This window comes from Formosa sediminum (assembly GCF_007197735.1).
In the GTDB taxonomy this organism is placed as follows: Bacteria; Bacteroidota; Bacteroidia; order Flavobacteriales; family Flavobacteriaceae; genus Formosa; species Formosa sediminum.
In genome coordinates, this window is sequence record NZ_CP041637.1 from 3465010 (window position 1) to 3490567 (window position 25558).

Consider the following 25558-nt stretch of genomic DNA (forward strand, 5'->3'; position numbering starts at 1 on the left):
AATATGAATTACATAAGACTACTAAATACAGCTTTTGAATTATTTTATTCTGACACTAGGTTAAATCCAACTCATATTAGTCTCTATATGGCGTTATTTCAAGAATGGAATAGTAATCGTTTTATGGAAGAATTTTATGTAAATCGCAGAGATTTAATGAATGCTTCGAAAATTGGATCAAAATCAACATATCACCGATGTGTTTCTGAATTAAATTTATGGGGGTATTTAACTTATTTTCCATCTCATAATCCTTATAAAGGAAGTCGAATTAAAATGACCATTTTAAACACGAACGATCTGCCCGATTTGGGACAGTACAATCCCGTATTAGAACAACTTGCAGAACAGTACCATCCCAAAAATGAACCTCCTACAGGACACAACCCTCCCATACACGTACCAGTTGTGTACCAACACCGTCCTACCAGTGGACAAGCACTGGTACCTACTATAAACAATACTAAACAAGTAAATACTATAAAACAACCAAAGGGCTGGCAGGAGGTAAAATTATTTTTTTTTGAAAAAGATTTTAATGCTGATGAAGGAAAAAAATTCTTCGAGTATTACCAGAATCGGGACTGGAAAACTAGCAATGGAAATGACATTCGAGATTGGCGAGCCATAGCCATAAATTGGATGGATAGAACAGAGCTATTCGACCCTGGTCAACTTAAAAATAAAAAAGAAGTTAAGCCAAAATTCAAAGACCATCTAAAAACCAATAAAAACAAAAATTATGATCAACCTCTATAAAATAAAAGAAGGTGACGTAGAATATACACTTGGCCGATTTAACGGTGATACTGTAACCTACGATTTTAAGAATATCCTGGTTTATTTGGAAGCCAAAGGTAAAATTCTATTTGGTGAACATTTTGAAATTCATAAAGAAGACCACAAACTGCTTTTAAAATTATGTTGTTATTTCATCCAAGATAAGGATTACTGTAAAGCCAACGGAATTGATTTAAACAAAGGCATTTTACTTTCTGGCCCTGTTGGTTGTGGCAAAACCAGCCTTATGAATTTACTTCGAAATCTGTCTCTTAAACCAAAGATGTTTGAAATAATTGCTGCCAGGAATATTGTTTTTGCATACAACCATTTGGGTACAAAAACCATTCAAGATTTCGGAAACAACAAATGTTATTGTTTCGATGATTTAGGTATAGAACCAGTAGGAAAATACTATGGTAGCACTTACAACGTAATGGGAGAAGTACTTCTCTCAAGGTATGAATTGTTTCTAGAAACAAAGATAAAAACGCATATAACTACAAACCTAAATGCCACTGAAATTGAAAAACGCTACGGATCTAGGGTCCGTTCTAGAATGCGTCAATTATTTAATCAATTGACCTTTAATGAAACCACAAAAGATAAACGTAAATAATCACACTAATCATGAAAATAGCATCATATAATATCGAAAATTTATTCCATAGAGACCGTAATCTTAGCAAAGCTCAATTAAAGTATAGCCACATAAAATGGATAAATGAGTTGGACAGTCTTATATCACAAACTAGAAAATCTAATGCAGAGATTAGGAGAATTCGAGAACTAGCCTTCTTACTCGGGTTTGAAAATATTACGCATAGACCTTATGCTATTCTCCAAAAAAAAGCAAGTAATTTATATTTTAAAGGTTATGATCTTGAAGAAAAGACCAAGGTAACTTTAATTAATAATTATGAAGGTTGGATCGCTTTACAAACAAAACCTATCCCATTGCCGGCGATCTATCACAAGGCTAAAGTTATATCAGAGATAAACCCAGAGATACTTATTTTGCAGAACGTAGAAGATCGTGCTTCTTTGGAAGAGTTCAATAATACAATACTACCGACATTTGACTGTAATCCTTATACTCAAATTCATGTCATTCAAAATTCAGATAAAAATGGTATGGAAATCGGCCTATTGCTTCGGGAAGGATATGAGCTTTGTAATATTAAAACACATTATTTGAAACCTATAACAGAGTTTAAGATTATGTCTCCAAGACAAAATATTATTCGAGTGATTGCTGTTCATTTTAAAAGTAACATCCAAAACAAAGATGTTGTCGACGAATGCCGAGCGCATTTTACGACATATCTAGCTAATCGATTTAAAACAATATTAAAAAATGATGAAACAAATATTATAATTACTGGCACTTTCGGAGCTCCATCATATTGTTATTCCAACGCTCCTTTGATGCAGGACACCAAAATTAAAGACATTACTAAACACTTATCCTTTGAAGTTATTTTAGATGAAGGTGAAGATCAAAATTATCATCGTATAGGAGCATATAGAAAGGGAGTAAATATAAAGCAACAAGATTATATGTTATTATCTCCCTCGCTTTTTAACAAACTCAAAGACAGCGGACTAAACAGAAAAGGTGTTTGGCCAGAAAACCGTCCGAAATGGAGGCATTATAGCACTCTAAAAAACAAAATTCAGGAAGCTAGTTCTCATCCATTGGTTTGGGGCAATGTGGAATTATTATGAAGAATAGATAGATTTTATTTATATTCAAGATTTATTAGTACATGCCAAACCATAAAACTCCAGTGGAGTTTTGATCATATCATGACTAAAAAAACGATTCAACGCGCTAGTGCAGATGTAGGGTTTATGTTTATTGCCTATAACTTAAAAAGAATCTGGAATAACATTAGAAAAACGAATACACTTCTTGTTCAAGATCACTGGTCTTTAATTAGGCTTTTTACAGCTATTCTAACAAGTTTTGAAGAACCCTACAAACAAAATTCAAAATATAGAATCTTAGCTCACGTCTAATAGAAAAAACTGTATTTTAGTAGAAATATATAAAATTGCAGTCGGTTATTAGACGGACTGCCGTTGGCAACAAGCTGAAAAATGACGTCAAAAAAACACATTTCGATTGGAAAAATAACAGCTTTGATTTCATTGATAATCGGACTGATAATTTTTGGAACATATTATTTTACGACAAATGGAGAACTTCTTTTTCTCGGATATGGATTTGTAATTTTTGCTGGAATAATAAACCTAATAATTCTAATAGGGATTTTAGCAAAAGCTCAAAGTGATAAAACTAATCGAAAAAAATTATTGAAAACTAGTGGAATAATGTTATTAAATATTCCAATTATGTTTGGTTGTTTCTGGGTAGCGATGATGGTTCTTGGCAATATGCGAATTACATTCACAAACGGAACACAAAACAAACTGACTGAAATAAAAATTTTCGGTTGCGAAACGGAACAAATTGCAGAACTTGAACCAAATGAAAGTGAAACTGTTTGGGTTGGAATTACTGGAGATTGCTCAATATTAGTTGAGTATAAAGAAAATGGAATAAAAAAAACGGAAACAGTTGCTGGATATGTAACAACTGGTGGCGGACAAAAAATGAAACATAGAATCGACGGAAAGGACAAAGATATTCTATAAAAAAAAAGCCAGTTGCAAAGCCGTGTAAAAATAATTGCTTGGTTCTTGCCTACTCGGAAAACCCTGCAGATTTTCCTCTGGTTCGTTCCATTTTTGCTAAATTAGGTGCTTAAACACGCAACTATCCTTACACAAACTAGTTAGCGGCAAGTTACAGACAATAACTGCGCAATGAAGAATAAGATTGAAAGGACAAAAAATTTAGTAATATGAATACATTTTTAAAAATAGCGTTAGGGTTTATACTTGGAGAAGTCTGTACAGTTGGAGTTTTGTATGTTATCGGAACAATGAACAATGAACAATACAGAAGAAAATAAATTAAGAGAAGAAATCCGAATGCAGGCATTAAAAAATATGAAACAGTCTTTGGACGAATCCGATAAGGATGAAAATGACCAAAAAAATATCCAATCATTTGAACTCACCACAAAAAATGGTATAGTAAAATTACATATATGTCAAAAGATTCCGTTCAGATTTTAATGGGACGTCCACAATCAACCGATGTAAATGATTATGGATTTGGTGGAGTTATCGAAACGTGGAAATATAAAGGGACTAATAGATATGTTGATGAATTTACCATTGAGTTTACCAACGGAAAATTGAAATCGGTTCGTCAATTTAAAGACCATTAACTTTATTTTTATAGGCATCCCATATGTACAACATTACTCTTATCAGTACAATACATTCCGAAAATGGGAAATGTAATCATAATGAATTATATAAAATTCTTGAATCTATAAATCCCGAAGTGATTTTTGATGAACTGCCAAGCCATTATTTTGACATGTATTTTGGCAATTCATTTGATTTATATTATGCCAATAGCGTTTTGCGCAATCGGCAACCACCAAAAATGCCTCTCGAAGTAAAATGTATCAAAAAATACAAACAAAACTATAATGTTAAAATTTTACCTGTCGATATTGATGTAACAACAAAATTATCCAAACAACAGGATGAAATTCTCTTTATGTTTTCTATATTCTTTAAAAACGAAGATTATATAAAGTTAGATAATGAAAAAGAGCTTTTGATAACACAGGAAGGGTTTCGTTATCTAAATAGTGATAAATTTTTAGACTTTTTAGAGAGAAAGGAAGTTGTAGAAAAAAACATTATAGATTCTGAAATACAGAAGGATAGACTGAATAACGTTTACAAATTATTTCACACAGAACAACACGACAACCGCGAAAATGCAATGATTCATAATATTTACAAGTTCAGCAAAGAAAATCAATATAATCAAGCAGTATTTTTAATTGGGGCTGAACATAAAAAGTCAATAATGCAAAAAATTGCAGAATATGAAAAGCATTCAGGAATTAAATTGAATTGGTCGATGTATGGTGACAATAAAAAAATCTGCCGCTAACTTAAGACGCATATAGCTTATGGCGGGTGAACGTCTGCAAGCAAGGCATTCACTCTTTTGCCAGCCTTGGTTTCGGGGGACAGGAAAGTGCTTCGAAACCGCCACAAGCCATATGCAAACCGTTACCCAACATTTGACCAAAAAACCGTAGAAATTGAAATTTAAAATTGGACTTTCATTATTTTTTATTTTCGGATTTTTCTTTTTCAGAATAATCGGACCAATAATTACTGGAAAACTTAAAGATTTTCATATCAGAAATAATACAGGATTAGTTAAGAAAGCACCAGGTATTTTTAAGTTTTTCAATCTTTTTTTTAAAGGTTTCACAATATTCTGTTTGATTTATGTAGTGATGATTTGGACTGGATTTGTAACAATACCAAGCGAATAATGTTCTGGAAAAGAAAGAAAAATAAAACAGCGGAATTTAAATGTTCTGAATGTGGAAAAGTCCATTCGGAATGGCCTGCTTTGACTTTTAAATCACCAGCTAATTACGATTTTTTATCTGACAAAGAAAAAACTGAACTTGTAAAATTAGATTCTGACTTTTGCGAAATCCATTACGAAGACCAAATTGACAGATTCGTAAGAGTAACTCTAATTCAAAAAGTAAATGATACTTGTGAAAACTTGGATTATGGACTTTGGGTTTCGCTGAGTGAAAAAAGTTACTCGGATTATAAATCCAATTTTGACAATGAAAATCACGAAACTGGATATTTTGGTTGGTTATGTAGTGTAAGCTCCCCCTAAAACCGAACTATTTAAAAGTGTAAAAATAACATTATCATTAACCCCTTTTAATAATTTTAATAATCCCCTGTATCAAATCTACCAATGCAATATAAAACAGCTTCAAAACTATAAAATAGTAGTAATAATTTGTAATAGTTTTTTTGCAATGACTTCTAGGTTCTTGTGGTTTGAAAATATTTCCGCCTCCATTTTATTCGACAAAAACCCTAATTCCAAAAGTAGTGCTGGACAAAAAGCATTCATATCTCGTAAAACTTGAAAGTTGGCAAACTTTACACCTCTACTATCAAATCCCTTGTGTTTTTTAAACTGATCCTGTAACTGGTAGGCTAGCCATATAGTTTCTCTAGTGTTTTTCGTTAGATTTTTCCCTACATAAACTTCTACACCTCTTGCATTCGAATTTTCTGCATGATTACAATGCAAAGACAAAAACAAATCTGCGTTTAACGATTTGGCTAATCTAGACCGATCGGACAATGAAATTAATGAATCTTTATACCTCGTTAAGAAAATGAGATTCGGCTGATTTAACTTCGAATTTATTCGTAATATTTCCTTAGCAACCTCCAAAACGATGTCTTTTTCTTGGAGACCATTTTTCGCGACTGCACCGGAATCTTTTCCTCCGTGTCCAACATCAATAATAATTCGTTTTTGAATAGCGACATCTTGCCCTAAACAGATACACATATTGAACAGTAAAATCACAAAACTGACGTTTTTAAGACCCTTTTTCATTTTCATTTTTTAAGTTTTTAGTTACCACCACAATCAAAATCATAAATTTTAGTGCCAAATGAGACGAATTAAAACCAAATAGAATTAAATAAAATTATTTATTTAATTTATTGATTTTTAATTATTTACAAACAAATATATATAATTTACTGAGAGTAAAATCATTACTAATTTTAAAACTATATATGATGAAAAAATCAAACTATTTTACCGTTATTTCTTCACTGTTATCCACATCCCTTTTTGCACAAATCGGGGGTATCGAAGCTTCTGTAGATGATGTATCCAACACTATCAGAACCATTTTCCCTATCATATTAGGAGTCATATTCTTAGTAGGGTTTCTATTTAATGCAGGTCATTTCTTTGGAGAAAATGCAGACTTAAAAAAAGGAATTACTAGAGTTTTAGTATTTGTTTTAATAGCTGGAGCTGTTGTTGGAATATTCACTTATTTAATTGGAATCGTGGTGTAATATGAAACAATTTGAAGTGTATAAAAATATTAGAAAACGAGCTGTCATCTTCGGATTACCAATCACCCTTTTTGCGTTAATGATTGTGTCTATTGTTGGTTCCTTACTCATCATCATATTCTCCTTGAGTTTTAAAATGATTTTGATTGTTCTTGTTTTTAATGCTGCGCTTTACATCCTATTAACACGAATAAGTGCTAACCCAAACTTATTTCAGTTTTCAAAAGCTTTTCCAAAAATTATTAGTAACAAAAGACATTCCAACTTCGATTATGAACAAGATTAACCTTTCTGCATTTCACCCTATTTCCGATATTCAGGACAATATCATTTTTGCCAATAACGGCAATGTGGTCTTTTGCTTTGAAGGGAATCTTCCTGAAATCTACTCTCTTTCTGAAAAGGATTTTGAAGATATGCACGGTACCTGGTATCAAGCGTTTAAATCGTTACCAGTAGGAACTGTTATTCATAAACAAGATGTTTACTTAAAAAAGACATTTACTGCCAATCAACTTCCAAATAACTCATTTTTAGAAAAAGCAACACATGACCATTTTAAAGGTCGAGAACATTTAGACCATAGAAGTTATTTGTTTTTTGTCTTAACCAAAAACAAAGCTTTAAATAACCCAAAATACGTCAATCCTTTCCGAAGTGTTTCAAAACATACGATTCCTGAGTTAGATGAAAAGATAAAAAGTTTTGGGAATGCGGTAAGAGATGCAATTTCTTTTATAAATAACAATCGAAAAACAACCTATCGCCCACTCAATCTTCAAGACATTCAAAACTTCACGACTGATTATTTTAATGGGTTTAATGAAGGTTTTGACACTGATATTTTACTAGATAAGAAAAACGTCCATATAGGCGAAAATTATTTTGATGTCCTAGCCATCAATAGCGAACTGTGCTTTGGCGAAAGTGTACAAAGTAGCAAAACCAATGATAAATTCACTTCAGACGATTTTGTATTTCATCAGGGGTTTGTTGATGGTATAGGACTTACGCTAAATGAAAATCATATCGTCAACCAAATACTTTACTTAGATGACAAACAAAAATGGCGCAAGCAATTGGATAAAAAAGTTGAGGAACTTAATAAAAGTTCAAATTTCGGGTCTCAAAACAAAGTTATCCTTGGCAAAATTGAACACATATTGGAACAAATTAATGCGGATGACAATGCACGTATTATCCGAGGTCATTTTAATGTTATGTACTGGCATAAAAAAGCATCTGAGTTAGAAAAAATAACCTCTAAAATAAAAACAGAATTTAAAGAATTGGATGTTATCCCCTACTATCCACGTGGGGAAGAACGTAAAAATTACATGTTGAATAGTTTCTGTTGTTTCTCCTCTAATTTTTCGAACGCAGACCTATTTGTTACAGACCTAAAACATGCTTTGTGTTTATTTATAAATAATACTAATTACAAATCAGATAAAACCGGTATCATTTTTAATGATCGTGAACATAATATTCCTGTATTGAAGGATGTTTGGGATGAAGACAAAAAAAGGATCAAAGCTCGTAATTTTGCCATTTTTGCTCCAACAGGTGAAGGAAAATCCTTTTTAGCCAATAATATTTTACGTCAATATTTTGAAAGCGGTGTACGATTAGTCATTATAGATCTTGGTGGTTCTTATACTAAATTCGCTAAACTATATCCTGAAAAATATACCGTATTACGCTACGAAAGCGGCAAAAACCTTGGCATAAATCCTTTCTTTATTAGTCACGAAAATGATTTAACACCAGAACGCCTAGAGGATTTGTCTGTCTTTCTATTTGAATTATTTGCATCAGATTTAAAAGTGAGTAAAGCCCAATCTGTTTCCATTAAAAAGATTTTGCGTCATTATTACGATAGCACTTTAAATAATCACTCCCTAGATGATTTTTATAGCTTTATAGAAGGGTATCAAAACGACCTTTTGAATACCCTAAAAATCCATCCCGACTACTTCAATATTACAAACTTTTTACACGTAATGTCTGAGTATGTTGGAGATGGTATATACAGTTTTTTATTTGAACTTAGCGAAGACCAAACTTATAAAATTGAAGACAAACGATTAATTGTTTTTGAATTGGATGAAGTTAAGGATAATAAGGAAATCTTATCCGTGATGCTTAAGCTTATCAAATCTGCAATTCAACGTACCATATGGAAAAATCGCGCAGAAAAAGGCATCATTCTTTTTGATGAGTTTGCTAAACAACTCAAGTTTGAAAATGTATTAGAAAGTGTAGAGTTTTACTATCAAGCCATCCGAAAACAAAATGGTGCAATTGGTATTATTCTGCAGTCCATTAATCAGCTTCCAAACAATTCAACATCTGCTAGTATTTTAGAAAACACCCAAGTTATATACAGCCTAAATAATGAAAAGGGTTATGACGAGCTTGTAAAACGGCTTCATTTATCTAGCCACGATTTAAATCAACTAAAATCTATTAAAAACAATCTTTCCGGACCAAGAAAGTACACCGAGATGTTTATTAAAATCGGTAAAGAAAGTAACATTTTTAGATTAGAAGTTCCTAAAGAAGTTTACGCCGCTTACCTCACTGATGGTAAAGAAAACGAAGAGATTATGGCACTCTACAACCAACACCATGACATGGAAAAAGCCATTAAAGCATTCACCCTTAAAACATAGTATTATGAAAACTCTAAAATTTTTTATTCTAGCAGTACCCCTTTTTTTCTGTTTAAATATAAAAGCTCAAGGTATGCCTACTTACGACAACACCAATTTTATAAGTCTAGTAAAACAGCTTATAGAATCTGGAAAGCAAACGGCAAACATTATAAAAACAGTAGAATTTTTAAAAACCCAAAAAGAGAACATCGAGAAGGTAAACGATGTGGTTAAGCAGTTAAAAGCCGTGCGGGAAATTGGACAAAATAATCAGCGCCTTATTTCGGTGCTACAAGGCGATTTAAAAGCTATTCTTGATAGCCCGTATATAAAGCCTGATGAAGTAGCACGAGTCTCAAACTCGTTTACTGCTATCCTAGAAAACTCTCTAGATGTTATGAATTTCATAGATGAAATTTTATCTAGCAACTACCTAAAAATGACGGATGCTGAACGGACAGAGATGCTAAATCAAAAAGAACAAGAATCTAAAGAAATGGTGGTTAATGTTAACACCAAAACGCGTCGCTACCAAGACATCATTTCATTCAGAGAAATGCAAGATAAAATCAATAACCGAGAAACCCATTATTAAAAAATGACAGCATCAATACTTTTAGGCATTGGACTAGAATACATCGATTCGGTGTTTCAAACCATACAAAGCAGTAGTTTTTCGCAGTACACCATTACTGGGATGAAAACACTGGCGCTTATGTTTTTTCTGTTCAATATTCTTGAAAAGTATAATGAAGGTGTTGCAAATAAAGAGGGGTATACTTGGGGATTAAGTCCTGGAGATTTAATGAAAAATTTTGCAATAGTTCTACTAGTTATATTTTCTAATCAATTACTGGGCTTCTTTGATGGGATACTAGTGGCCATTGAAGGACTATACCGTGGAACAGCTCCAGCCCTACTTCCGTTACAGATGCAAGATTTACCCATAGAAGAAGACTTGAACTTAATGGATGCTGCTAAAAATGCCATGATCCTTTTATATGAAGCTTTGGTTACGCCTCTCTATGGCTTCAAAATTTTAGCATTTATCATAAGTCTATTTCTATGGATTTTAGACCTCTTTATTTATCCATTGTTTCTAGCCGAACGTTATTTTCTACTAGGAATTATGCAGGCATTTTTCCCACTAGTCCTCAGTTTATCTGTATTTAAAGCCTTCCGATCTTTAGCAATTACATTTTTTAAACTATATGCAGCTGTGTATATGCTTGTACCTGCTTTTTTTCTAGTTAATGTTTTTGTAAATGCCATTTACACCGAGATTAACACCAATTTTTGGACCAACCTATTTGGAACCGATTTTGGGCAAGGGTTCTTTGCCCCTATTGTTCAACTGGGTTCTGTGGGCTTCATCGTGTTTCTAAAATTCAAATTATATAGACGCGCAACCTCCTTCACCCTAAGATTATTTACCAATTAATACCATCTAAAATGAAAACACCCTATAAAAATATTTACACCGTCTTAAAAATCAACAGATTGATCGTTTTAGCAGTAATTAGCTGTGCATTTTTAACGTGTATCTTTTCTATTTGGATTGCCTACACAACCAATACCAAAGCTCTTAATAGTGCCTTTGCCATTAATACCGACGGAAGCATTATCCCTTTAAAATTAGTTACTCAAAAAGAAAATTTCAAGATTGAAGCTTTAGCCCATCTAGATTTATTTCATAATTATTTCTACAATATTGATGCGAGTAATTATGAACGAAATTTGGAAAAAGCGCTCTGGCTAGGAAACAGTGCTATAGATAATTTATACCGACAAAAGAAGGCTGATGGCGTATATAATCGCTTGCTACAATACTCATTAGTACAGAAAGTTTTGAGTATCCAATCCGATATTACTGAAACTAATGACACTTACGGTTTTACAACCACAACCATTTTTGAAATTAACAGAGGCTCCATAATTGACACTTACCAACTGGTTTCTACTGGCAATCTCATGGTCGTAAATAGAAATTTCCCTAACAATCCACACGGCCTATTAATAACAGATTATTTTGAAAACACTCTAAAAAAACTGAATGATGAAAATAGAAAAAAATAAAATCGTATTCGCTACAGTTTTGGCCGTGATTGTCATTTTCCTCATATCCTATACTTTTATGATTATGGGGGAAGATGATAATGAAACCGAGCACCTTCAACATACCGAGGTCCCAGAACTTGAAGCCAACCAAAAGGAATATAATTCTAAGTTAGATGCCATTAACGACTTAAAGGAAGTTCGGGAAACCAATGCGCCCAGTATTTACGATGAAAAATTAATTGACTCCCTTGGCTTTTTTGATTCAGACTTACCTGAACGCGAAAAGGAACGCATCGTAGATAGTATTTATGCATCCGAGAAAATTAAATATTCAGAACCAGCCTATCAAAATTTGGGTCAAAGAAGCATCAAGCCTAAATTAACTCAGGTTGTAGATTCTGCAGATATTAAAAAGAATCTACAGATTCAGGCCAAGGAACTAGGATTAGAGCATCAGTTATTTTTTGCTGCAGCACCACAAGCAAACAACAATTATATAACAGCAAATACGGATGCTTCCATTTTTGTTGTAGTAGATGGCAATCAAGTGATGAGAGCCAATAGCCGATTACGGATGCGTCTAACTGAAGCAGCACGAATCAACAACCAGTACATGCCAAAAAACACACCTGTTTTTGGTTTTATTAGCTTTCAGACTAATCGTGCTTTAATTGAAATTAAAACAATAAACCATCATCCAACACAGCTTAAAGCCTTCGATGTTCTAGATGGTAGTGAAGGCATTTATATTGAAAACAATTTCAGAAATGAAATCTCTACCGAAGTTTTAGACGATGTTTTAGGAGATATTAATATCCCTAGTGTGCCTCAAGTTGGAGGTATAACCAAAGTACTAAAACGTAAAAACAGAAACATAAAAGTGACTGTTTTAAACAACTACAAACTCATTCTAAAACCAACGCTATGAAATCATATATATCCTTATCATCCCTCCTGTTCTTAATTGGTTCTGTAACCTCAATAGCACAAAGCACTATTCATAATAATATGGCAGTAGATACCATTTATGCTAACGACACGAAAAATGTGGCACTCTTTTTTCCTCAGCCAATTCGCCAGGGCATAACTGGTGCAGATCACTTTGTATTTACATTTAATCGCGAGACCGAAAATTACTTAGGGTTATTACAAGCCAAACCCGGAAAAGAAAGTAATCTTCTGGTAATCAACAAAAACGGATCAATTTTTTCGTATATTGTAAGGTATAAGAAACATTTATCCCAATTCAATTACTTTATTCCAATGTCTAATAGCATTGGAAATGAAAAACCTGAAGAGTTAAATCTGAAAGTCTCTGATTCTGTTACATCGAAACCTAACAACAGAGATTATTATTACCAACGATTCTGTGATTACCTATTAGATAGACGCCAAAAACTGGGTAAAATTAATAAACAATACCAAGGAATAGAATTAAGCGTTGAAAACATCGTATTTGATACGGAAGAATTATATTTTGTTATTCAGATTGAAAATAAATCCAGTTTAGATTTCGATGTAAACTTTTTGAAGCTTTCTGTTGAAACCCGCCAAAAGGGAAAACAAAAATCTTTGCAACGTTTGTATTTCGAACCTATTTACAAACAACAAATGCCATTAAAAATTACTAAAAATGAAACGACAAAACTCGTATATGTGTTACCTAAATTTTCGTTATCTAACGACCGTCGTGCTGTATTAGAGTTAAACGAAAAACATGGCGAACGAAATATCGAATTAAAAATATCGCACCGATTTATAAACCATCCAAATTGATACCATTATGAAACATCTCTTCTTATTTACTGCAGTCTTTTTCCTTATATCGTGTTCTGAAAACAAAACGTATTCCCCTTCTGAAACTGCTAAAATTGTTGCCGAAAGTTTTTACCATAACGACACGTCAACACTTAAAGAATACACCACTACAGTCGGGTATTCTAACTTAAAAAGTATACAAGACATGTTTATAGTAGACAAAGATTCAGATATTAATTTTAAAGTTTTAGACGAAGCCATGGATGGTGACATAGCTTGGATAAAATACACAACCAAATCCGATCCAACTCCAGGAGTCTTTAAATTAATTAAAGAAAACGGCACATGGAAAGTTACTCATAACGGGCCACGAGATAGAGGCCCTTTTTAATCTTTAAAACAGGGTATTAAATTCGGGATAATGAAACGGAACAATACTACTCGCAACATTACTATCTTCTTTAGGACTAAATATGGCTTTGTTTACTGTATAGGTCTGCAATAAAGATTCATTATAACTAAATTTTAAAAGATCCTTAATTTCAGTATCTGAAGTATCGGAACTCAACCAACTTGCTGTTTGTGCTTCTCCTAAAATTAATGGTTGTCGGTTTTTCTTGTTATGAATTCTAGCGAATAACGGTGACGCTTCCTTAGTCAATATGGTAAATGTTATATAGGTATCTATAACAGAATATAAACCTGCAAGGGCTAAAGGCGATTCATCTTCATTTTTAAAAAAATAGGGATACTTTTTAGCCTTGTATTCATGAGGTTCAAAAAATCCTGACACCGGAATGATACAACGCCTTTCCATAATGGCATCTTTATAAATAAAATGTTGAAATGCCTTTTCTGATCGTGCGTTTAATCCACCACCAAATTTCACAGCCTCTTTATAATAGCTCGTAATCTCGTCCTTACTAGTGTCGTCCGGTACAATCCCCCAAACCCCTGGAGCCAATACTTCGGGCTTTTGTTGAGGAATCACCAACATATTAGGATGCGTAAAACCATTTAAATGATATTGAGGAGTATCGAAATACGACTCTAAGGTTTCATCGCTGATTTTCACTTTGAACTTATGCTCTATAGTTTTAACTTTAGCCGTTTGTGAGGTGTGGAAACACATATGGAGGTGTTTAATGGTTTTATCAAATTTACAACTTTTAAAAATTTAAAATTCTTACGTTATATATATTTATTCTGCTCAGTAAAAATTTGCCCAAAGCAAACTAAACTACTATTTTTATTTACTTAGACCTTTAAATTAATTATGACAAATTGGACAGATCAGATAACCATAGGGCAGGCAGAACTTACACAGGCTATCGGAAAGCATAAAGCTACTGGAATTCAAATAGAACTTTTAGAACTGGATGGAAATACGGCTAGAGTAAAAATATGTCAAAAATCAATTTTTAATGGCTATATCCTTAACCAAAAGCAATTGGTAGATATTGTTAAATCTGTTTTTGAACCTACTACCCTTCAAACTAAAGTCATTCCTGTAGTTTATTCCTTGCAAGTGAACCATATAGATTTGGATTGGATTACATCTAAAATGCAAGAATTCGGCATTAAAAGAAAGGATTTAATTAAACAACTCGCTATAGACAAATCTAGTTTAAGTTTGATTTTAAGCGGTAAAAGAGAACTTTCTAAGCCCATTCGAGCCACTTTTTTTTATTACTTTTTAACCTATGAAATAAATAAAGAATTTCGGGCATCTTTGATTTAGCATTAAAATTATATAAAAATGATCTAATTAGTTGTTCTTTGCAAGATAAAAAAACCTAGTGTTCAAGAGCATTTTCAATTTTACCAGATTCTTTTTCTTTATGACGCCACACCCAAAGTAAGCTGTCATACTCTATAATATCCCAATGGTTATTGAAAAATTCAAAACCATAATCCAAATAATCACCTGAATCTAATAAAAAGGAAAGTTGTAAGCGGTCGTTCTCATTAAATTGTATTGGAGTATCAAACACCTCAGTCTCATTTAACAGGTTTAAAAGCAAAGCTTCGTTCCGAATAGTAATTTCCGAGTCCAGTTCCACTGGCATTACAGTTATACCAATTACGACCTCTTCTTCTTCACCAATTTCTTTTAAACGATGAACAACCCAATAATGTTGAAGGTGTTCAATGTCCGTATCACAGGTACATAGTTTTAAATTTTTAGATACTTTACACATAAACAACTGTTGGTTTTACAGATTAAATTCACTTATTATTTTCATTATTTCTTCTCCATAATTCTCTACTGTTTTTGTACTGATTCCTTTGATGCTGAGTAATTGGTTTGGTTCTGATGGTTTCATAGCAACTATGTCTTGTAAAGAACTATTTCTAAGAATCCAGAATGGTTTAATCCCTTTTTTAATCGATAGGTCAAATCTCCATTCTTTTAATGCTTTGATTAATTTAACATCTTCTTCCTTTGGCTTTGGAAGCGTATAACTTTGTGTTTTTGGTACGCTATCTATTTCTTTTGGATCATTAATTAGATTCAATATTAATTCGCCTATGTCTTCTACTTTTTTGGAACCGATACCAAATACATTTTCAAGTTCGTTTTTTGTTTTAGGTCTTTTCGCTATTAAATCGGCTAAAGATTTATCGTTAAACATGCGGTATGCAGGTGCATTATGTTCTCTAGACCATTGCAAACGTTCCTCTTTTAAAATATATTCTAATTGCGCATCGGTTAATTGAGTAATCTTTTTGGCCTTGGTAGGTTGCTGTTTTGTGGTGTATTTAATTTGTATACCATGCTGTTTAGCTATATAAATTAAAGTTCCTAAACCTATAGCTCCATTATTTCGGCTGTATAAAACATTGAATTTCTTATCTGTTTCTTGATAGGTATAATTGGTGTTGTATTTGGATAATCTATGGTAATACTCACGCCCATATTCACCCAACACAGATGATAAAGAGAACCCTACTCTTAACCATTCTTCGTAAGTAGAGGTAATGTCTAAACTATTATTTTCAACTTCTTTAGCTATTGCCTCTACAACATCTACTTCTTTATTACCTGTAACATGTATTGGACCATGTACCTTGTACTCTTTTATAGCCACTTCTTTTACTTCTGGCAAATGAAGTTCTGGATACACTTCTGAAAACGGATTACAAAACAGGTTTTCATCGTAAGAGAGTAGCATACATCTAGAGATATCTTTGCAGGCTTTATCTATAGTGATGTTATATTCTTCTTTGTAATATTTTTCGAAAGCGTAGAACTGCTCTAAATGCGTTTCTTCAGATTTATTTATTTTGACAATTACTTTAATACCATTACCACTTGGACTTTTAAATGCTACATAGGTATATTCATCCTGCTTTACTTGATTAAAAACCTCATCATAGTTTGTGATGTCGTCGATATCTATTTGAAGTAATCCCGTATGTTCTATTATACCTTTAGCATTGCGTTCTTTAAAAATTCCTGATAAGGTTACGCAAGGTAATTTCGAAGTTTTGAGTTTATTCCTTTCAGACTTATCTTTAGTGTTACGTAATTGAGTAATCTCATTCTTAAGATATCCGTATTTTATAATTTCTATTAACTGATTGATGTCGCATTCTTCTTGCGGTATTTTTTGATATAGGTTTTTGAAAAGTGAAAAACTAAAATCTGAATTTATTAATTGCATTGGGTACTATTTGGGTGGTTTATAGATAATACGGGCTTAGCTTTTGATTTGATTTTTTTTATTTATACTATTCAATTCGGCATTGATAGGCTGTTTTATATTAAATTGTTTAATTGAGGTTATTATATTCTATAAATGTATTCATTTCTAGACCATCAATTTTTCTAATCTATCTTTTGTCACTTTCCAATTTGGATAGTTTTTTTCTAAAAGTTTATAAAATGAGTTACTATGATTTAAATGTTTTAGATGACAAAGTTCGTGCACTATTACATACTCAATACATTTCTTAGGTGTTTTAATAAGTTCAAGATTTAAATGTATATTCCCGTTTTTATCACAACTGCCCCAACGTTTTTTCATCCATCTATATGTTAATTGAGGTTCTTCTTTGTAGAATTCTTTAGCAATTGATTTAAGTTCATTAAACAACTGGTAAAAATGCATTTCTGCTTTCTTTTTATACCATGATTTCAAAGCCCCTTTAACAGCATTCTTATCCTCCATATTTACTAAAGACACATGAATATACCCTCCTGATAATTTAACAGATTCATCTTTATCCATATGAAGTTTTAATCTATACTGTTTCCCTAAATATAAATGTGTTTCACCACTTACATATTTTCGTTCAGGAGTTAACGGGTGAAAAGACAAAAAAAAGTCTTGTTGCTTAATTATCCACGGCGCTTTCTTTTTAATTTTCTCCTTAATCATCTCAATTGAACTTTCAAGCGGTGCAGAAACATTTACAGAGTTATCAGGAAAAACTTTAATACCTAAGGTTTTACGTTCTGTAAACTTTAAATTAAAGTGTATAATTGTATTGCCGTATTGGACATAATCCTTCATAAGTTACTTATATTTCAATATTGCTACTTTCAGACACTTGTCTATCAGGTGATCAATTTTATTCCAATCAGTATCCAGATTATAATTTCTTAAAAGCTCGTACAATACATCACCTAGTTCAATATTTATTTTACCAGTAACATCATTGTTTTTATGCCATTCAATTATCTTATTACCATTTAAATACATATGATTTTTAACAGTAGTATCTATAATTAAACCTACTTCTATGTGAAAAGGTGTTTTTAATAATTCGGTATTTTCATAAACCGATTTACTAAAATTATAAAATGCTAATGCTGCATCATTATTAGCCAGTTCTTCAGGTGCATCATCTGACCTCCCATGCAAGAATCTATCCTCATGTTCTTTTGCTCTTTTTAAGAATTCTGCTTCTGTTATTCTTTTTAAATAATACTCCTCAATAGTTTCCTTGATTAAATCGGCTAATTTTTTATAATAGACAGGGTCTTCTTGCATTTTTACATTAATAGCCTTTATTGTTCTGCTTGATATATGGTCTGCTTGAGCGGCTTTACCTGTTATTTTTTCAACTTCAGCCTCTCGCTCTTCCTTATCGAATATATTTACCAATTCTGTAACCTTCATTACCTCTCCCTCAGTAGAAATATGTTTATTGATAAGCTTCTGTATTTGAGGTTCAAATTCTTTATAAGACAAATCATCGTTATAACGTCTTTTAACATCTACACGTAATTTCAAAAAGAATAATGCATCTTTCTTATACATATCTATTTTCTTTTCAGATGTATTATTCACAAATTCTACAGAAGATAAGGCCATTTTTAAAAGTCTCGAAAAATGACTTAATTTTTCATAAAAACTATTTCTAACATCTTCTGGAGATAACATTTCTTCATAGGCAGATGGCTCTAGATTTTTATCCTTTAGTGTTCTGAAAATATCCCAAAGTTCTGAATGTGCCTGCGGTAACTTTTTAACTTCTTCATTAAGATTGGTTAAGGTACCTTCTAATTCGGATTCATCAAATTCAGCTAAACCAGAATATGTGCTCAATGCATTATCTAAATTCTCTAAATTCCCATAATAATCAATAATATACCCATAATCTTTACCTGGAAATACTCTGTTTACTCTTGCTACTGCTTGTAACAATGTGTGCTCTTTTAATGACCTACACAAATACAAGACCGTATTATTAGGTGCATCAAAGCCAGTTAAAAGTTTAGCAACCACAATTAATATTTCTGGATGTTCTCTTTTCTTAAAATGAGTAATCACACTTTTTTCGAATCGCTTTAAATCCCCATATTTATCAATCATTGCATCGAAGTAAGCATCCTCTCGTTCTTTGTCTTCATTTACATTATAAAACCCGTCTTCAGTTCCTTCTCGCTGGTCTGATTGCGTTACAATGACTTCAGAAGACACCATTCCAATCTCATCTAAAAATTGCTTATATAGCAAAGCAGTTTTTATACTTGGCGCTACTAATTGTGCTTTAGGCTTATACTTATCTTCTTGAGTTTGAAAGAAATTAGTATAGTGTTCTGATATGTCCCAAGCTCTCTCATAAATAACTTTCTTTGCTTTGTTTAATTCGTTAATCGTATTAAATTTCTTTTTGAGATTAGCTTTTCCATATTCTGATAGTGGTTCAGAAATTTTATCAAAAAATCGGTTTATAGGTTTTTCATCTACAGTTATTAAATTATGTCTTCCTTCGTACAATAATGGTATTACTGCACCATCCTCGACGGCATTTTGAACTGTATACGGCATCCCTATATACCCTCCGAATTTATTGGCAGTACTTCTTTCCTTTTTCATTAAAGGTGTACCTGTAAATGCTAAAAAGCAAGCATTTGGAAATACACGTTGCATACTCACGTTAAAGGTTCCATATTGTGTACGATGACCTTCATCTATTAACACAAAAATATTTGGCGATAAAAAAGGGTCTTTGCATTGCTTTACAGCTGCCTCAAACTTATTTATAATTGTTGTAATAATAGCATCACTTTTATCAGATAAGAGTTCTGCTAAATGTGCTCCCGTTCTTGCTTGTCTTACTTCTTTTTGGCATTTTTTAAAGGTATCTGAAATCTGATCGTCCAAATCTATTCTATCTGTTACCAATAAGATTTTAGGATTAGAAATTTCTGGACTAGAAGCAATCATTTGAGCTAAAATTACCATTGTGAGACTTTTTCCACTTCCCTGAGTATGCCAAATCACACCTCCTTGTCTTTTTCCATTACTATCAAAATGTGTTACTCTTTTTAAAGCATCTTTAATTGCAAAATATTGCTGGTACCTTGCTACTTTTTTGATACCTTCATCAAAAAGCGTGAAATTTCTTATAATATCTATAATACGTTCTGGACGACACAAACTATATAATAACTCATCTTGTTTTGTTAATGGTCTTTCTTCTTCTTCTAGACCATCAAAATAACGTCTCACATAATTAAAACCAAAGGTTCGTTCGGCAAACAATGCATCTTTTACGGCGTCTTTTAATGGTATATTTTTTAAATCTTTTAATGTATTCCAATATCTCGTTTCTACGGCTTTATTAGAAAATTGCTCTTTCCATTTAGCCCAGAATTCTTTATTTGTACCTGTTGTAGCATAGCTACCATCATTAGTTGTTAAACTAAGTAATAGATTAGAATACATATATAGAGATCTCACTCCCTTTTTACCAAAATTTCTTATATGCTGTTCTATAGCTAGATCTGTAGGTGATTTAGTTCCTTTTAATGCAGGGCTTTTACACTCTATTATTACCGTTGGTATACCATTAATAAAAAGTAATATATCTGGTCTATAGGTATCGGTTCTTCCCGTTCTTAACACACTAAATTCCTCGGTAACATGAAAAATATTTTTTTCAGGATTCTGCCAATCAATGTATTGTAAAGTATGACTCTTTTTATCGCCATCAATACTTTGCTCCATTGCTTTACCTAATGTAATTAAATCATAAAATGCAGCATTCGCATTTAAAAACCCTTCATTTATAGGTAAATCTTTTAAGGCTAGTATTGCTGTATTTATATTTGCATCTGAAAACTCATAGTTTTTACCTTTTCTCTGGATGCTATTTATTTTTTTAAGTTGAGTTTTTAATATATTTTCAAACAGGACATGAGACTTTTTATTACCTCTCCATTCTAAAGCTTGTTCTGGCGACACATAATTATACCCCATATTTATTAACAATTGTATTGCTGGGATTTGCGAAATATGATCTTCTAGAAATGATGGTGTTCTCATAATTTAGTAATGTTTTTTAATACTTTAATCTCTTTAGAAAAGGTTTTGTTTGACATATTCTTACCTAGATTTTGTCTAGATTTATATATCAACCTTTTCAATATTGACTTGTAATTTTGTTGTATTATTTGAAAGGATTTCAAACCATCAAAAGAGTCTTGAATTAGATTATTTCCTTTTAAATGAAAGTGATCATGTACTGAAATATTTGACACCTCATATAATTTTAAATACTCATCATTATCTTTTAAAGTGTTTATTAGGATTAAATCGGTATCATCTACCAAGTGTAGTAATTTTACATTCGCTTCTAAATTACTACTGTTACTATATATATACTCAAATTTCTTATCTAGTATAGTTCTTACTTTAATTTTATTTACGCAACCGTTATCGTATCCTTGAAGCAAATATTTTTTTCTATCGTTAGAGCCAATGGCGATAATATGCTGAATATTGTTATTACTAAATTTAGATTTGGAAATCATGAAGTTATTACCTTTAAGGAAATACAAGAAGGCTATTGGTTTATGAATTGACTTAACAGATCCTTTTTTTATTTGCTTAACTTCCTTTTTTTGGTCTGTAAAGAATTCAAATTTGATAGATTGTTGTCCTAAAGGCACATTACTTAAATCAAACTCGTTATTCATTTTGAGTTGTTTTTCCTCTATGGTATTCGGTTTATTTTTTTGATTATTTTTTCTTTCGAAAAATTTAAACAAATCGGTTCCTCTAAGAATTCTTGTCTCATTTCCTTGTCTTTGATAAAACTCATCTAATAAAGGCACAGGTGTATCATACTCTGGAATATTCATTTCTAAGTATTCCTTATCGTTTAATTTCAAAAACTTAAACTCTATTAAACCATTAATATCTTTATTAAAATACTCAACAATTAATTTTCTAATATATCTTTGGTATTCATCTGAGTCACCTTTAACCACCTTATACTCTTCTTCTAAGCCAATAGGGAAGCCATTATCATTTACACCAATATAAAGGTTTCCTCCTGCAGCATTTAAGAATCCAGAAACTGTTTTCATAATTACCAATCCTTGTTCCTTCCTATCAACCGCATTTTTAGCAGGGTGATAAAAGACAGACGTTTTAAACTCAATTGTTGTGTTTTCTTTACCTAAAGACAATTCCTCTAACCCTAACTCTTCTACTTCAGAATTTAAATTTGTATTTTCTGAAATTTCCAAAACGTGATCGAACTCCTCATTCGTTAATTTTTCATAAATTACGTTTTTAGCATATTCTAGAATTGCAGTATTAGTAATACCATTTTTGAGTAATAAATTGTTTGCTAAAATTAATTCTCTGATTTGATTTAAATTACTATCTAATTCATTTTTATTATCTATATCTACAAGCTTATCTATAGCGGTGACATCGTTATATGTAGCCAACAACTGATAGCTAGATTCTATTTGTTTTAAAAGCTGAAAACTATTGATTGTTTCCTCACCAATAATAGGAATATCTTTTAATTGTTGACCATTTTGTAAATTTTTAAATTGATGAATTAAATTTATCTGATCTATAAGTGCGCTGTAATAGTATGAACGAGAACTTTTAGTAATAGAGGTAAATAATCCTAATAAATGATAGATTTCGAGCCTAATTATTTGGTCCTTTTCATAAGTTATTAAAGATTCTATACATGTAATTAATTCTTCTATTAACCCCTTGTTTCCTGCAAAATCATTTACAATTTCTGTCTCAATTTTATCTTTTAAAAAATTTGTTTTAAATAGTTGTCTTAAAATTGATTTTACCTCCCATGCTTCATCAATTTTTTCAGAAATAGTAACTTGTAATGTTTGAAATTCTTTGGAATAACTTTCAATTTCCACATTGAATACTTGGCCGACATCTATATTTTCATGTGTGTAATTATAAGCATAACTTCCAAAACCTTCTTTTGTTAATAAAAAAACATCCTTACCTTTAATGTGAATAATTACCGCTTTAGTATGTGTTATTTTATTAATATTTAGCAACATTAACTCGGAAACTTGAGACAATAAACTAAAATGAAATCCTCTTTCCTCAACTTTTTGAATCATGACATCAAATTCATCTCCAGGGAATATAATTCCAGAAAAACCATCTAAATTCACTTTAGAAAATTGATCAATATACAGTACACCTTCACCTCTTTCACCTTGTCCTAAAATTTGCAAAAACAATAATTTATCGTTTCCTGGCAAGTAATTTTTGGCTCTAACAGTAACTATATCCCCTACTTTGATATTATGACCATTACTATTTACAACTTCCTTATCATCAAAATAATAAAACTCATTCCAAGCCTCTTCAAATTCATCCATATTATCTAAACCTGAAAGAGGTTTATTCAATTTAACACTTGAAGATATCATTAAAGTACCATTTAAATAACATCCCAAAGACTGATAATTTTTTGGATTCAGGTCACTTTTAATATGTCTGGGATTTACAAGATGAAACCCTGCTTCGGATTCAAAAATTGCCCCATTATTTTTATATATTTTTTTACGGATTTTAGGATGTTTAATTGGAGATATTAAACTAAAGTTATCTTGAGTAACATAGTTATAAATGTTAAAATCGTGAATTAGTTCAGACACTGTTAATGGTAATCCTTTAGAGCTTGTAATGCATTGTGTTGCATGAAACAGCAATCTTTTTTTAAGGTTAACATCCTCTTCTAAATAAGAATAAAATCTAAATAATGTAGCTGAATTTAATATCCAATGTTTTTTATTATCAATTTCAATATCTAATACAACCTGTAAAATAATAAGTCTGATAATTAATTTTATATCATTCTTATTTTCTTCCTGTAACACATAATTACGCGAACTTAATTTTACATTAAGTTGATGTTTTTCTGATTTTATTTTATACGCTAAAAGTCCATTAAATCTTTTGTATTCATGTTCTTCTAATTTACCTTGTTTTACAAGAAATGTAATGATGTCTATTACCTTAGAAGTACTTTGATTTAAAACCTCATCGGAATACAGGAGTAAATTTTTAAATATTGTAATGGACTTGATTCTTAGATATTGACTTCTTGTTATTTTTTCTAAAATATCATCAATATAGGCATATTGTTTTTCATCTATAATAATTTCTATAGCCTCTAATTTAGATGTAATGCCTTCTAACTCTTTTTCTGCCATATCGACAATACGATCTCTTGTCTTGTCTGAAAAATTACTTAAATAATCAGACCCTTCTAATATCCACAATTCTAAATCTTTAATTATATTTAAAAAGATTCTTGCTGTTTCGAATTCCTTTTTATTGACAAGCACTTTGATATAGACAATAGACACAAAATTAAGATAAGAAAACACCCAAGTATTTTCTCTTGTTTGATATAAGTCGAATAAATTAGAGAATGCTTTATTACTATTACCAAACTCTATAATTTCTTCTTCCAGGTTGAAAAAATAATTTTGAACCTTATCTGCATGTCCAATTTCTGAAAACACAGTATTAGCATCGTAAAATTTATTTTGAGGATTATTTAAGGCGTTTAACATTAAATACCCATTTTCGTGAATTCCTTTTAGATAGTACTGAACTGTAGTCCCTATTACATTATAATCTGCGCTATCTGTTATATTGTTTAGGTAAAACCGATGGGTAAAATCGTATTTATCTCTTAAAATATAGTAGTTAGTAAACCCATCTTTTTCTAATTCCTCAATTTCAAAACTATACACCTCATCTATGCTGTATAGATTTTTTAAAAGTTGTGTTCTATCTTGATATAAATACAGATTATTATGTTCTTTACCAGTAACCTTGCATCTAATTGTATTGCCAATCCAATCTTTGTCTTGGAAAGCGTAAGTTCTTACTTTGGCTGTAACACCATCTTTTTCGACAATAAAAATAGCATTACCATCGTCATACTCGAAATAATCAATAATTATAAAATTGTAATGTTCATTATATTTAAATTGAGTTAAATCGAATAGAACCTGCTTGGGATTATTTTGTGTTTCGGCCTCCCAAAGCACTTGATTTTTAATTAAATCGTAATCCTTAAATTTAAGCGTAATGCGATTATTATCAATTTGATTAGCAAAAAAACCGGGAATAAAAAGGATGATATTTTCATTATTTTCAATTTCATACCCCTTTTCTTTTTGTTTAACCACATCAAACACATAAGAGTTTCCTTCTTTGTAATCATTTACCACACTATAATCGAAAAAAGGATTTCCGTTATCTTGCATATATTTAATCCATAAAATAACAGTACCTCCTTCTGGTATGTAAATTTTCTTAGATGGGTACTCTTTTTTAGTTATACAATCCTGAACAATTGTAAAATGTTCATTTTGTTTTACTACCAAATACCATCTATGTTGTTTAGGTTCTACCCTTAATGAAGTAGTAACGTGTTTATTACTTTTTGACATTAAATATTGATTTTTAGCTAATTTTACTATGGTTTAATTGTAAAACGGTTTTGTAATAAATGTT

Annotated in this window: 25 protein-coding genes; 18 read left to right on the forward strand and 7 right to left on the reverse strand. The window is 31.4% G+C overall.

The features are described from left to right. Positions 1 to 3: 3 nt before the first annotated feature. The 8 genes from FNB79_RS15180 to FNB79_RS15215 all read left to right on the forward strand — a co-directional run bounded on the left by FNB79_RS15180 (position 4) and on the right by FNB79_RS15215 (position 5587). On the forward strand, positions 4 to 759 hold the full coding sequence (locus FNB79_RS15180) for a hypothetical protein (protein WP_143382167.1): 756 nt from the start codon (positions 4 to 6) through the stop codon (positions 757 to 759). Continuing rightward, complete coding sequence (locus FNB79_RS15185) at positions 743 to 1399, forward strand: P-loop NTPase family protein (RefSeq protein ID WP_143382168.1); 657 nt, start codon at positions 743 to 745, stop codon at positions 1397 to 1399. Before FNB79_RS15180 ends, FNB79_RS15185 begins: the two co-directional genes overlap by 17 nt. Before the next feature lie 11 nt (positions 1400 to 1410). Next, positions 1411 to 2508: a hypothetical protein gene (locus FNB79_RS15190; RefSeq protein ID WP_143382169.1), complete on the forward strand. Its 1098-nt coding sequence runs from the start codon at positions 1411 to 1413 to the stop codon at positions 2506 to 2508. A gap of 81 nt (positions 2509 to 2589) precedes the next feature. Next, positions 2590 to 2802 (forward strand): hypothetical protein, encoded by a 213-nt coding sequence (locus tag FNB79_RS15195; protein ID WP_143382170.1) that lies wholly within the window; start codon positions 2590 to 2592, stop codon positions 2800 to 2802. 81 nt (positions 2803 to 2883) lie between these two features. Beyond that, the gene (locus tag FNB79_RS15200; RefSeq protein ID WP_143382171.1) at positions 2884 to 3441 is read left to right on the forward strand and encodes a hypothetical protein; all 558 of its coding nucleotides are present in this window, start codon (positions 2884 to 2886) and stop codon (positions 3439 to 3441) included. A gap of 458 nt (positions 3442 to 3899) precedes the next feature. After that, positions 3900 to 4082, forward strand: coding sequence for a hypothetical protein (locus tag FNB79_RS15205; protein ID WP_143382172.1), 183 nt, complete (start codon positions 3900 to 3902; stop codon positions 4080 to 4082). Between the two features lie 23 nt (positions 4083 to 4105). Continuing rightward, positions 4106 to 4828 (forward strand): hypothetical protein, encoded by a 723-nt coding sequence (locus FNB79_RS15210; protein WP_143382173.1) that lies wholly within the window; start codon positions 4106 to 4108, stop codon positions 4826 to 4828. Positions 4829 to 5221: 393 nt separating this feature from the next. Further along, positions 5222 to 5587: a DUF2199 domain-containing protein gene (locus FNB79_RS15215; RefSeq protein WP_143382174.1), complete on the forward strand. Its 366-nt coding sequence runs from the start codon at positions 5222 to 5224 to the stop codon at positions 5585 to 5587. Between the two features lie 108 nt (positions 5588 to 5695). Here FNB79_RS15215 and FNB79_RS15220 read toward each other — a convergent pair whose 3' ends face one another. Then, the gene (locus FNB79_RS15220; RefSeq protein ID WP_246073288.1) at positions 5696 to 6337 is read right to left on the reverse strand and encodes an N-acetylmuramoyl-L-alanine amidase family protein; all 642 of its coding nucleotides are present in this window, start codon (positions 6335 to 6337) and stop codon (positions 5696 to 5698) included. A 182-nt stretch (positions 6338 to 6519) separates the two neighbouring features. Here FNB79_RS15220 and FNB79_RS15225 point away from each other — a divergent pair, with 182 nt between their 5' ends. The 9 genes from FNB79_RS15225 to FNB79_RS15265 are packed head-to-tail and all read left to right on the forward strand — an operon-like array spanning position 6520 to position 13671. Further along, positions 6520 to 6807, forward strand: a complete 288-nt coding sequence (locus tag FNB79_RS15225) for a hypothetical protein (protein WP_143382649.1) — start codon at positions 6520 to 6522, stop codon at positions 6805 to 6807. 1 nt (position 6808) lies between these two features. Then, positions 6809 to 7093 (forward strand): hypothetical protein, encoded by a 285-nt coding sequence (locus FNB79_RS15230; protein WP_143382175.1) that lies wholly within the window; start codon positions 6809 to 6811, stop codon positions 7091 to 7093. Next, positions 7080 to 9482, forward strand: a complete 2403-nt coding sequence (locus FNB79_RS15235; protein WP_143382176.1) for a TraG family conjugative transposon ATPase — start codon at positions 7080 to 7082, stop codon at positions 9480 to 9482. Before FNB79_RS15230 ends, FNB79_RS15235 begins: the two co-directional genes overlap by 14 nt. A 4-nt stretch (positions 9483 to 9486) precedes the next feature. Then, complete coding sequence (locus FNB79_RS15240) at positions 9487 to 10059, forward strand: conjugal transfer protein (protein WP_143382177.1); 573 nt, start codon at positions 9487 to 9489, stop codon at positions 10057 to 10059. A gap of 3 nt (positions 10060 to 10062) precedes the next feature. Continuing rightward, positions 10063 to 10905: a hypothetical protein gene (locus FNB79_RS15245; protein WP_143382178.1), complete on the forward strand. Its 843-nt coding sequence runs from the start codon at positions 10063 to 10065 to the stop codon at positions 10903 to 10905. Between the two features lie 11 nt (positions 10906 to 10916). Then, positions 10917 to 11540: a conjugal transfer protein TraK gene (locus FNB79_RS15250; RefSeq protein WP_143382179.1), complete on the forward strand. Its 624-nt coding sequence runs from the start codon at positions 10917 to 10919 to the stop codon at positions 11538 to 11540. Beyond that, positions 11521 to 12450: a conjugative transposon protein TraM gene (traM, locus tag FNB79_RS15255; RefSeq protein ID WP_143382650.1), complete on the forward strand. Its 930-nt coding sequence runs from the start codon at positions 11521 to 11523 to the stop codon at positions 12448 to 12450. Before FNB79_RS15250 ends, traM begins: the two co-directional genes overlap by 20 nt. Beyond that, positions 12447 to 13298 (forward strand): DUF4138 domain-containing protein, encoded by an 852-nt coding sequence (locus tag FNB79_RS15260; RefSeq protein WP_143382180.1) that lies wholly within the window; start codon positions 12447 to 12449, stop codon positions 13296 to 13298. Before traM ends, FNB79_RS15260 begins: the two co-directional genes overlap by 4 nt. A gap of 7 nt (positions 13299 to 13305) precedes the next feature. Continuing rightward, complete coding sequence (locus FNB79_RS15265) at positions 13306 to 13671, forward strand: hypothetical protein (protein ID WP_143382181.1); 366 nt, start codon at positions 13306 to 13308, stop codon at positions 13669 to 13671. A 3-nt stretch (positions 13672 to 13674) separates the two neighbouring features. Here the strand turns inward: FNB79_RS15265 and FNB79_RS15270 are convergent, their stop codons facing one another. Continuing rightward, on the reverse strand, positions 13675 to 14412 hold the full coding sequence (locus FNB79_RS15270) for an SOS response-associated peptidase (RefSeq protein WP_143382182.1): 738 nt from the start codon (positions 14410 to 14412) through the stop codon (positions 13675 to 13677). A 144-nt stretch (positions 14413 to 14556) separates the two neighbouring features. Here FNB79_RS15270 and FNB79_RS15275 point away from each other — a divergent pair, with 144 nt between their 5' ends. Continuing rightward, complete coding sequence (locus FNB79_RS15275; protein WP_221932583.1) at positions 14557 to 15021, forward strand: hypothetical protein; 465 nt, start codon at positions 14557 to 14559, stop codon at positions 15019 to 15021. 55 nt (positions 15022 to 15076) lie between these two features. On the opposite strand, the gene FNB79_RS15280 is transcribed toward FNB79_RS15275, so the two are convergent. The 5 genes from FNB79_RS15280 to FNB79_RS15300 form a co-directional block, all read right to left on the reverse strand. Beyond that, positions 15077 to 15481 carry a hypothetical protein gene (locus FNB79_RS15280; RefSeq protein ID WP_143382183.1) on the reverse strand — a complete coding sequence of 135 codons (405 nt, stop codon included), beginning with the start codon at positions 15479 to 15481 and terminating at the stop codon, positions 15077 to 15079. Positions 15482 to 15496: 15 nt separating this feature from the next. After that, complete coding sequence (locus FNB79_RS15285) at positions 15497 to 16948, reverse strand: HRDC domain-containing protein (RefSeq protein WP_143382184.1); 1452 nt, start codon at positions 16946 to 16948, stop codon at positions 15497 to 15499. A 147-nt stretch (positions 16949 to 17095) separates the two neighbouring features. After that, entirely contained in the window at positions 17096 to 17800 is a 705-nt protein-coding gene (locus FNB79_RS15290; protein WP_143382185.1) for a M48 family metallopeptidase, read from the reverse strand. 3 nt (positions 17801 to 17803) lie between these two features. Next, a complete protein-coding gene (locus tag FNB79_RS15295; protein WP_143382186.1) occupies positions 17804 to 21064 on the reverse strand; it encodes a type I restriction endonuclease subunit R in 3261 nt (1086 codons plus the stop codon). Further along, positions 21061 to 25494 carry an AlbA family DNA-binding domain-containing protein gene (locus FNB79_RS15300; RefSeq protein WP_143382187.1) on the reverse strand — a complete coding sequence of 1478 codons (4434 nt, stop codon included), beginning with the start codon at positions 25492 to 25494 and terminating at the stop codon, positions 21061 to 21063. Before FNB79_RS15300 ends, FNB79_RS15295 begins: the two co-directional genes overlap by 4 nt. Between the last annotated feature and the right edge of the window lie 64 nt (positions 25495 to 25558).